At 48.7% G+C, this 8,643-nt stretch carries 9 protein-coding genes; 7 read left to right on the forward strand and 2 right to left on the reverse strand.

Annotated elements, in window-relative coordinates; genetic code table 11:
- The 5 genes from VIN66_RS10780 to VIN66_RS10800 all read left to right on the forward strand — a co-directional run.
- A partial coding sequence (locus tag VIN66_RS10780; RefSeq protein WP_331923999.1) for an HsdR family type I site-specific deoxyribonuclease occupies window positions 1-1,924 on the forward strand: 1,924 nt, incomplete at its 5' end.
- A 38-nt stretch (window positions 1,925-1,962) separates the two neighbouring features.
- The gene (locus tag VIN66_RS10785; protein WP_331924000.1) at window positions 1,963-2,943 is read left to right on the forward strand and encodes an Abi family protein; all 981 of its coding nucleotides are present in this window, start codon (window positions 1,963-1,965) and stop codon (window positions 2,941-2,943) included.
- A 129-nt stretch (window positions 2,944-3,072) separates the two neighbouring features.
- The gene (locus VIN66_RS10790; protein ID WP_331924001.1) at window positions 3,073-3,261 is read left to right on the forward strand and encodes a hypothetical protein; all 189 of its coding nucleotides are present in this window, start codon (window positions 3,073-3,075) and stop codon (window positions 3,259-3,261) included.
- Window positions 3,262-3,686: 425 nt separating this feature from the next.
- Window positions 3,687-5,183 (forward strand): BAR domain-like protein A BdpA, encoded by a 1,497-nt coding sequence (gene bdpA, locus VIN66_RS10795; protein WP_331924002.1) that lies wholly within the window; start codon window positions 3,687-3,689, stop codon window positions 5,181-5,183.
- Window positions 5,184-5,349: 166 nt separating this feature from the next.
- On the forward strand, window positions 5,350-5,538 hold the full coding sequence (locus tag VIN66_RS10800; RefSeq protein WP_331924003.1) for a hypothetical protein: 189 nt from the start codon (window positions 5,350-5,352) through the stop codon (window positions 5,536-5,538).
- Between the two features lie 12 nt (window positions 5,539-5,550).
- Here VIN66_RS10800 and yjjX read toward each other — a convergent pair whose 3' ends face one another.
- On the reverse strand, window positions 5,551-6,069 hold the full coding sequence (yjjX, locus tag VIN66_RS10805) for an inosine/xanthosine triphosphatase (protein WP_331924004.1): 519 nt from the start codon (window positions 6,067-6,069) through the stop codon (window positions 5,551-5,553).
- Window positions 6,070-6,245: 176 nt separating this feature from the next.
- Between yjjX and VIN66_RS10810 the strand changes: the two genes are divergently transcribed.
- A complete protein-coding gene (locus VIN66_RS10810) occupies window positions 6,246-6,953 on the forward strand; it encodes a DUF445 family protein (RefSeq protein WP_331924005.1) in 708 nt (235 codons plus the stop codon).
- A gap of 48 nt (window positions 6,954-7,001) precedes the next feature.
- On the opposite strand, the gene VIN66_RS10815 is transcribed toward VIN66_RS10810, so the two are convergent.
- Window positions 7,002-8,201: a dipeptidase gene (locus tag VIN66_RS10815; protein ID WP_331924006.1), complete on the reverse strand. Its 1,200-nt coding sequence runs from the start codon at window positions 8,199-8,201 to the stop codon at window positions 7,002-7,004.
- A 148-nt stretch (window positions 8,202-8,349) separates the two neighbouring features.
- Between VIN66_RS10815 and VIN66_RS10820 the strand changes: the two genes are divergently transcribed.
- A partial coding sequence (locus VIN66_RS10820) for a cytochrome b562 (protein ID WP_331924007.1) occupies window positions 8,350-8,643 on the forward strand: 294 nt, incomplete at its 3' end.

Below are 8,643 nucleotides of genomic sequence, written 5' to 3' on the forward strand. Positions count from 1 at the left end.
CCGCACCCAGTATGGTTTTGAAGCGAAATTAAAAGAAGTCAAAAAAGAAAAGACACTCCCAAACCTGGCTGCAGAGCCAGGTGCTGCTTATCAAGTAAAGCAGAACGTATACCAGGTAGGCTACGCCCAGCACCTGCGCGATGCGCTGCCTAATGCGACCTTCGTTGCCTTTACCGGCACGCCGGTATCGAGTGAAGACCGCGATACCCGCGCCGTGTTTGGTGACTACATTCACATTTACGACATGCAGCAGGCGAAAGAAGATGGCGCTACCGTGGCCATTTATTACGAGTCACGCCTGGCCAAACTTAGCCTGAAGCAAGATGAACTGCCGCAAATTGATGATGATGTAGACGAGTTGGCAGAAGACGAAGAAGAAGAGCTGCAAGGCAAATTAAAAAGCAAATGGGCAGCACTGGAGCGGGTCGTCGGTGCTGAGCCGCGTATTAAGCAGGTGGCGCAAGATTTAGTCGCACACTTTGATGAACGCAATAAAGCACAGCAAGGCAAAGCCATGGTGGTGGCGATGAGCCGTGAGATCTGTGTGCACCTGTATAACGAAATTGTAGCCCTGCGCCCCGAGTGGCATAACGAAGACCCGGAAAAGGGCGGCGTTAAAGTGATTATGACTGGCTCGGCCAGCGATAAAGCGCTGCTTAGGCCGCATATTCACCCTAAGCAAGTGAAAAAACGCTTAGAAAAACGCTTTAAAGACCCAAAAGATCCGCTGCAATTAGTTATCGTGCGCGACATGTGGCTAACCGGTTTTGATGCGCCCTGCGTGCATACCTTGTATGTCGATAAACCGATGAAAGGCCACAACCTAATGCAGGCTATCGCCCGGGTTAACCGCGTGTTTAAAGACAAGCAAGGCGGCCTGGTGGTCGATTACATCGGCATAGCCAACGAGCTTAAAGCCGCGCTTAAGGAATACACGGCCAGTAGCGGCCGTGGTAAGCCAACTGTTGATGCTGCAGAAGCCTGGTCATTGTTGGAGGAAAAGCTTGATGTACTGCGCGGTATGTTGCATGGCTTTGACTACAGTGACTTTGCGGTCAACAGCCATAAGCTGATGGCTCGCACTGCAGATCATATTCTAGGGATTAAAGACGGCAAAAAGCGCTTTGCCGACACGGCACTGGCGATGAGTAAAGCTTTTAGTTTGTGCTGCACCCTGGATGAAGCCAAAGCCGTGCGCGAGGAAGTAGCATTTTTGCAGGCAGTGAAGGTAATGCTGACTAAGCGCGACATCACTGCAAAACGGCGCAGTGATGAAGAAAAAGAACAAGCCATTCGCCAGATCATCGGTCAGGCGATAGTATCCGATCAGGTGGTCGATATTTTTGATGCGGTGGGTTTAGATAAACCTAATATCGGCTTGTTAGACGATGAGTTTTTAGCGGAAGTGCGTAACCTACCCGAGCGCAACCTGGCGGTGGAACTGTTGGAGCGCTTGCTAGAGGGCGAGATTAAAACCCGCTTTGCCAGTAACGTGATTCAGCAAAAGAAATTCTCCGAGCTTTTAAGCAACGTGGTAACCCGCTACCAGAACCGCAGCATTGAAACCGCCCAGGTAATGGAAGAGCTGGTCGAGATGGCAAAAAAATTCCGCGAGGCAGCCAAGCGTGGTGATGACCTGGGCCTGACCGAAGATGAAATAAAATTCTACGACGCCCTGGCCAACAACGAAGCCGCAGCGCTTGAACTTGGCGATGAAACCCTGAAGAAAATCGCCCACGAGTTAACCGACAATCTGCGCAAGAACATCAGCATCGACTGGAGCAAACGCGAAAGCGTACGCGCCAGCCTGCGTCTGATGGTAAAGCGCATCCTGCGTAAATACAAATACCCGCCAGATATGGCTGACGATGCGGTGCAGCTGGTATTGCAGCAGGCAGAGGCGCTTGGGGAAGAGTGGGTTTGATTTTATATTGCGTGCTTTATCAATAAGGGTAATTGTCGATGGCTTATAACCGCCCATGGCTCAGTTTTCAACAGCAGCTAGAACAGCTTAAGCAGCGAGGTATGGTGGTTACTGACGATGCTGCAGCATTGGATTACCTGCAACGTATTGGTTACTACCGGTTAAGTGCCTATTGGTATCCGTTTCGTCATTTTAGGCCAGAAGTAAACCAGGAAACGGGTGTTGTTAAGGTTAAAGCGCAGAACGATTTTATTGATAACACGCGATTTATTGATGCTGTAAATATCTATCTGTTTGATAAACAGCTACGTTTACTTCTCATTGATGCTTTGGAGCGAATAGAAGTGTCGCTGCGTGTTGATATTGCATACTTACTTGGGAAGCAGGGTGCTTTTGCTCATACTGACATTAAACAGTTTCACCCAAGCTTTGTTGGCAAACCTATGCATGGCAGTAGTAAAACGGCTTGGGAGATCTGGCTTGAGAAATATCAGGGATTAGTTAATCGTTCGAAAGAGGATTTTGTCCGACATTACTTAGCTAATCACGGACCTGATATACCTATTTGGGTTGCGGTTGAGGTGTTTGATTTTGGCGCTATTTCACAGTTAATCAGTATGATGAAAATTAAGGACCAACAAACCATAGCAGAAAAGTACTGCGTGTCCGATTGGCAAGTGTTTAAAAGTTGGATATTTGCTTTGAGTTATTTGCGTAATTTGGTTGCGCACCATAGCCGGCTGTGGAATCGCAACATAACGACAAAACCAAGTATACCGAGATCTAATGAGATACCTTGGTGCGCATCGTTTAGGGGAAACGAAAACTTATTAAGTAAACCGTTTTTGTTAATGGCTATTACACGTCAGTTCATGCTCTGCATTTGCCCGAATACTAATTGGCATATAAGATTGCAGCAGCATTTGATGACGTTCCCACAGCAATATTCGGATAAAAAGCTATCTTTGAATAGCGTCGGCATCTCAGCGAATTGGCTGGAGTGGTGGCAATCAAAATAAGAACCCCAGCGTAAGTTGCAAGCAACCAAGAGGCCGGGGTCGTGTTACGCGCTACTTTAGTCACTCGACGGTGTGAAGTCAATAAATAGTTAAACAGCGAACATCTAGGTTTGTGTTCCGGATGACAACATGCAAACAACAAAACCAAAACATGTAAATGCTGATAATCACGAACTTAGTGATGCAAATAGGCGATTAGTTTTTAATAATCCCAGGGCACTTACACCCCAGGAAATCGAAGCGCTGCGGGAAGATAAAAAGCTGGCACATGAAGAAGCGATGGCGATTCTTAAAACGATGACCTTGCCTAAGGTTTAGGTTCATAAGCTTAGATTGAGGCCAGAGCTATGACAGATAATAAAACAAACACAGCAGCAGGTTTTGAGTGTATTTCTGATTTTTTTGAAACGCAACTGAAGCTCAAAAGCGAGAAGTGTTTTTATCTGTACTGCAGCAAGCAAACAATGCCCAGCGTAAAGTCATGGAACAATCCTCCAAGGGCGGACAGAAACGCTAGTTTAAGGGGTTTCTTTGAGGGTATCCCATGTGTTCTCTAAGTCAAATACTCATTTTAATCAGTATGTTCAATATATTATTCGAGTGACTCTCTCCCGCCATATTAAAACAAAAGGCCCACGCTCAAAGCGTGGGCCTTTTGTTTTGCTAGCTGCTGCTGGTAAAATAACCTGTCTTTATTATCACTGTCCGGTGATGACTTTACCCATACTGTTTGCGGAGTACCGATGCGTAATATAATTGCGTTGTTTTTTGCTGCCTGGCTGCCAGCTGCCACTGCGCAGGCCTATCCGGCAGTGTTGCAGGATGGTTTTGAACAGGGCAGCGAGCAGCACTGGCGTCAGCTCGGCGATTGCCGCGCGTTGCTGGGAACGCCACGTTCCGGCGAGCTGGCTCTGCGGTGTAAACCGGGTTCCAGTGTGCTGTTTAGTAACCAGCCGCTAAGTGAAATGGGTGTGCTGGAGCTGTGGGTACGGCCAGAGAGTGATATCACGTCTTACCGCATTCAGGTGCTGGTGTCGGATCTGCCATCGGTCAATGCGCTGTGGCAGCCGGTGGCGCTTATCGAATATAACGGTGGTGAGCAAGGCTATAAAGCACACCGGGTCTCGGTTGATGACCCGGCAAAGCGCTATTTACGGCTGGATATAGAAGCCGTTAACGGCCTTATTGACATTGATGATTTGCAGATTGAACGTATTTTACTGGCGACTGCGCTACAGAAGAATGAACAACGCATAGTCAGCGGTATTCTGGATAAGCTGCGGCAGGATCAGAATGTGGCTCTACAGGCTGAATCGTTTCGTACGCTTGGTGTCAATTACGCCGCGCAGCTGGATATGCAGCGCCAGTACCTGGAATACGCTAACGCCCTTTATGCCGGCAACGCGCTGGTGCTGGCCAGCGGTGAACGTAACCGCATGGCAAATCCGATGGCCTATGCCAGCTTTCGTAGCATTATCAATGACACCAAACGTGTTACCACACCGCTGCAGCAAGCCCGGTTAAGTTCGATGCTAAAGCCTTTTGGTGATTTGGCTACTGCAACACTGAATGTGGTCAGTGGCGGCGCTTATTCTGCCTTTGCCGAGCCTTTTAAATCGTTTCTGGCATCCAGTTTCGATAAATCAAGCTACAGCGATGCCGGGCTGAGCCGCTCAGACAGAAAGTTTGCTGAACAAAACGGGCTGAAAATTTATCAGGATGCAGAGCGCTTTTTATCTGAACTGGAGAAGGAGTTGGTGCAGGTTGCCGGTTTAGAAGCTGAACTGCTGCAAATTCAGTCTTCGATTGAAGATTTCCGTCGCCATCTGACAAAACAATTACGCGACACGCTGCAGCATGCCAGTATGGCGCGTTCGCAGGAGGCGCTGAGCAGGGCGCTGAGCAAGGATGAAGCTGTGCGGCAGAAGCTGATGCAGGAAGTGGCGGGAAATATCAGCCTGCAGGCTAACAGCTATCTTAATGGTGGCAACAATACCGAATTGGTGCGCTTTGTACTCAAAACCTCTGAGCAGTTGGAGCAGACGCAAAGTTATAAAGACCAGTTTAATCAGATCACATCGGCAATGCTGACTTACTACGACCGTTTTGAGCGTTCGGTAAATGCCAGCCAGAATCCTTTTACCGACAATAACGATAAACAGCTGTGGGAAAACCACGCGCAAAAAGCACGCGCTTATTTGCAGCAATCAAAAGAGTCATTTAACCGCGCTTATTTATAAGCGCGGTGTCGTTGGCCAAAGTGCCATAACGCTAATTATTTTTTATCTGTTTTGACTAAGTTCAGCTGCTGCTCAGCTTGACGCTCTTATGCTTAACCCGTATTCGCCGTTATGTACTGTAAGCAAGTACTGACCAGCCACTATTTTGTTAATGCAGGAGTCTGCTATGAGTGCAGTTAAGCAAAGCCATGTTCAGCAACAACGTTTTTTCTTTCAACAGCAAAAAACGGTTGATTTAACCCAGCAAGAACGCAAAGCATTAAGCTTGGTCTGGGCTGAGGACGATACCGAACTGACAAAATCGAACCGTCAGGATACCGACACGGCTCACTGTGCTGTACTGGGTTATAACTAATACGTTTAATGTTCAGCTGTTGAACAGTTGCGGCTGAATAAACGGGATCATTGCCAGGATAATCGCCTGCTGATAAACACCTGAGCGTGTCAGCAGATGATTGGTTAACATGGCAATGGCTCCGCCTTGTTGTTTGACGTTATGCTGCGCGAACATACGATCCATCACATCGCCCAGCTCTTCACCCTGCTGCATTGCCATGAGGGCAGCAGGTGGAAGCGGCAGGCTGGCAGAACGGGTTTTACTGATCCGGCCCTGATGTGACACACAGATCCAGGCGAAGCTGCTATCTGTATCCAAACCGGCTTCAAGTGCAACATAATAGTCTGCTCCCGGCGCGGCAGCTGCAACTGCCTGCAGCCGGTTGAGCGCCCCTTGCAGTGTTTCTTCACTGGTCATTGGTTGTGCTGCCACGCCGGACACGGTTTTCTGTCCGCTGCATTGCAGTGGCTGCCCACTGAATATCTGACTGAATGCTTCCTGCACGGCACGAATTTTTGCCGGGTTGGCTGAGGCGACAATTATCTTCATGTTTGCTCTCTGTTCAGGCTGTCTGCTGATAGCATATCGCGAAGCCGTACCAGACGAAACTATGCGGCGTTAACATGCGCACTTGCTACGGTAAGCGCTGCTGATTAGAATCGGCGCATTGTATTTTGGTACTCTGGTTACCCAAGCCAGAGTTTCTATGCGCAGTTGAGGCACAGATGAATAAAAATGTTGTTACGAATGCGGTGGCGGCGATAGCCACCTTTGCTGGATGGTATTTGCAGCAGCCGCTGCTGTTTAGTGTCGGGCTTTTCGCCTTATCCGGTGCGCTAACCAACTGGCTGGCTGTGCACATGTTATTTGAAAAAGTGCCGCTGCTGTACGGTTCAGGCGTTATTCCACAGCGATTCGAACAGTTTAAAACCGGTATTTATCAGCTGGTGATGACGCAGTTTTTTAGCAGTGACAATATCGACCGTTTCTTAGCCGATGAGCAGAAGAGCGCTGAGCCGGTATTTGATTTTGAGCCTGTTATTGCACAGACAGATTTATCGCCGGCATTTGATTCGCTGTTAAAGGTCGTCGAGCAGTCTTCTTTTGGTGGCATGCTGGGGATGTTTGGCGGCAGTGCGGCGCTACAACCGCTGAAAGAGCCATTTATCGCTAAACTTAAGCTGTCGCTGACGGATATTTCTCAATCAGAGCAGTTCCGTCAACTGGTGTTGGCACAGCTGGACCAGCCCGAGCAGCTTGAGGGGGTTCGCAGTAAAGTAGACAGCATAGTGCGTCAGCGCCTGGAGGAACTTACCCCAGAGTTGGTAAAAGACATTATTCAGCAGATGATTCGCCAGCATTTAGGCTGGCTGGTGGTATGGGGCGGTGTATTTGGTGGTGCTATTGGCTTGCTGGCGGGGTTACTGCAGTAAATAAACGTTTGCCAGACCGCACAGTCAGTGCGGTCTGGGCAGTTAAACTCAGGCTTTGTGGTTAGCGGCGTAAGTTTCCACTTCTCGCCAGACCCGCAGCAGGTTGCCAGACAAAATCTTTTCAATATCCGCTTCGCTGTAGCCACGTTTTAGCAAGCCCTCAATCAGGTTCGGATAGCTGGCGACGTCTTTTAACCCAATTGGCAAGGAGTCACCAACACCGTCATAGTCTGAACCTATGCCGACGTAGTCGATACCAACCAGTTTTACCACGTGATCAATATGATCCAGCACCGTATCTAAGGTGGCAAACGGGTAGGGGTTTTGCTTCCTAAACTGCAGCTCAAAGGCTTCATCGTCGGCAACACCAGCCTGTTTGGCTGCAGCTTTACGCAGAGCACCATACTGATTGGCCATTTGCGTCACGAATGAAGAGCCGAAGTTTATCTGTACCACACCGCCATTTTTAGCCAGTGCTTTAATCATGTCGTCATCCATATTACGCTCGAAACCCGGTGTATAACTGCGCAGTGATGAATGCGAGGCAATAACCGGCACTTTACTGATCTCGACCGCCTGATAAAACGCCTGATCTGATACATGCGAGATATCAATCATCATACCGATATTGTTCATTGCAACCACCAGCTCTTTGCCGAAAGGGCTTAAACCGTTCCAGCGGCGGCGCAAGTCATAGCTTGAGTCTGCAATATGGTTGCTTTCTGAGTGAGACAAGGTGATATAGCGGATACCTCTGTCGTAAAAATGCTGCAAGTTCTCCAGCTTGCCTTCTATCGGCGTGCCGTTTTCCATACCAAGTGCCAGCGATATTTTGCCGCTGCCAAATTGTGAAATCACATCGGCCGTGCTGTCAGCCATGGCAAACTTGTCCGGTGCGCGGCCAACTAATGCTTCCATGCTGTCAATCAGCTGATTAGCGAGCAGATAACCTCCGCCGGTACGCTCGTGAGAGGCCGGTATATAAATCGACATAAAGGGCGCATTTAAACCGCCCTGACGAGCCCGGGGGTAATCAAACTCGCCGCGTTTTGTCGCCACGCTGACATCCTCCCAGTCTTTGTGCAGGCGATAAGGCACATCAATATGTGTATCGATAATAATGTGCTGCTGTGCCAGCTGCCTGGCTTTATCAGCAGTAGCGGATGTCTGTTTGGCTGTTGTTGAGCTGCAGCCGGATACGCTTGCTGCACACAATGTCAGGAGTAAAAGAGTCGTTTGTTGTTTCATCTTGTTGCCTCTTGTCTGTTCAGACACTTATCTCAACAGCTTTAAAACGAAACAGCAAGGTTTGTCAGACCGGTTTGCCGATTTAAGCGCCGGACATTTTCCGCTACACTACAGAGCCATTTTAAACCACCATTTTTGAGAACTTATTATGCGAGCTGTCTGGTTAAGTTTATGTCTGTGTTACGCCTGCTCTGTTACTGCCGCCGTGGATCTGGAAAAGACGATGAAGGAGATGGCTTTTGAATATAAGCAGGCTTATGACACCACCGATGGCAGCAACATGACGCCGCACCTGGAGCGCCTGATTGCGCTGACTGAGCAAGCTATACAGGGCAACTTTACTGAAGATAAAGCCGAATCATTTAAACACGGCTTGCAGCAGGTTCTGACACAGCTGCAACAGGCTAAAACGGAAGCTCAGCACAACAATATTGAGGCGGCG

The sequence above is a fragment of the Rheinheimera sp. genome, assembly GCF_036568245.1.
Classification (GTDB): Bacteria; Pseudomonadota; Gammaproteobacteria; order Enterobacterales; family Alteromonadaceae; genus Alishewanella.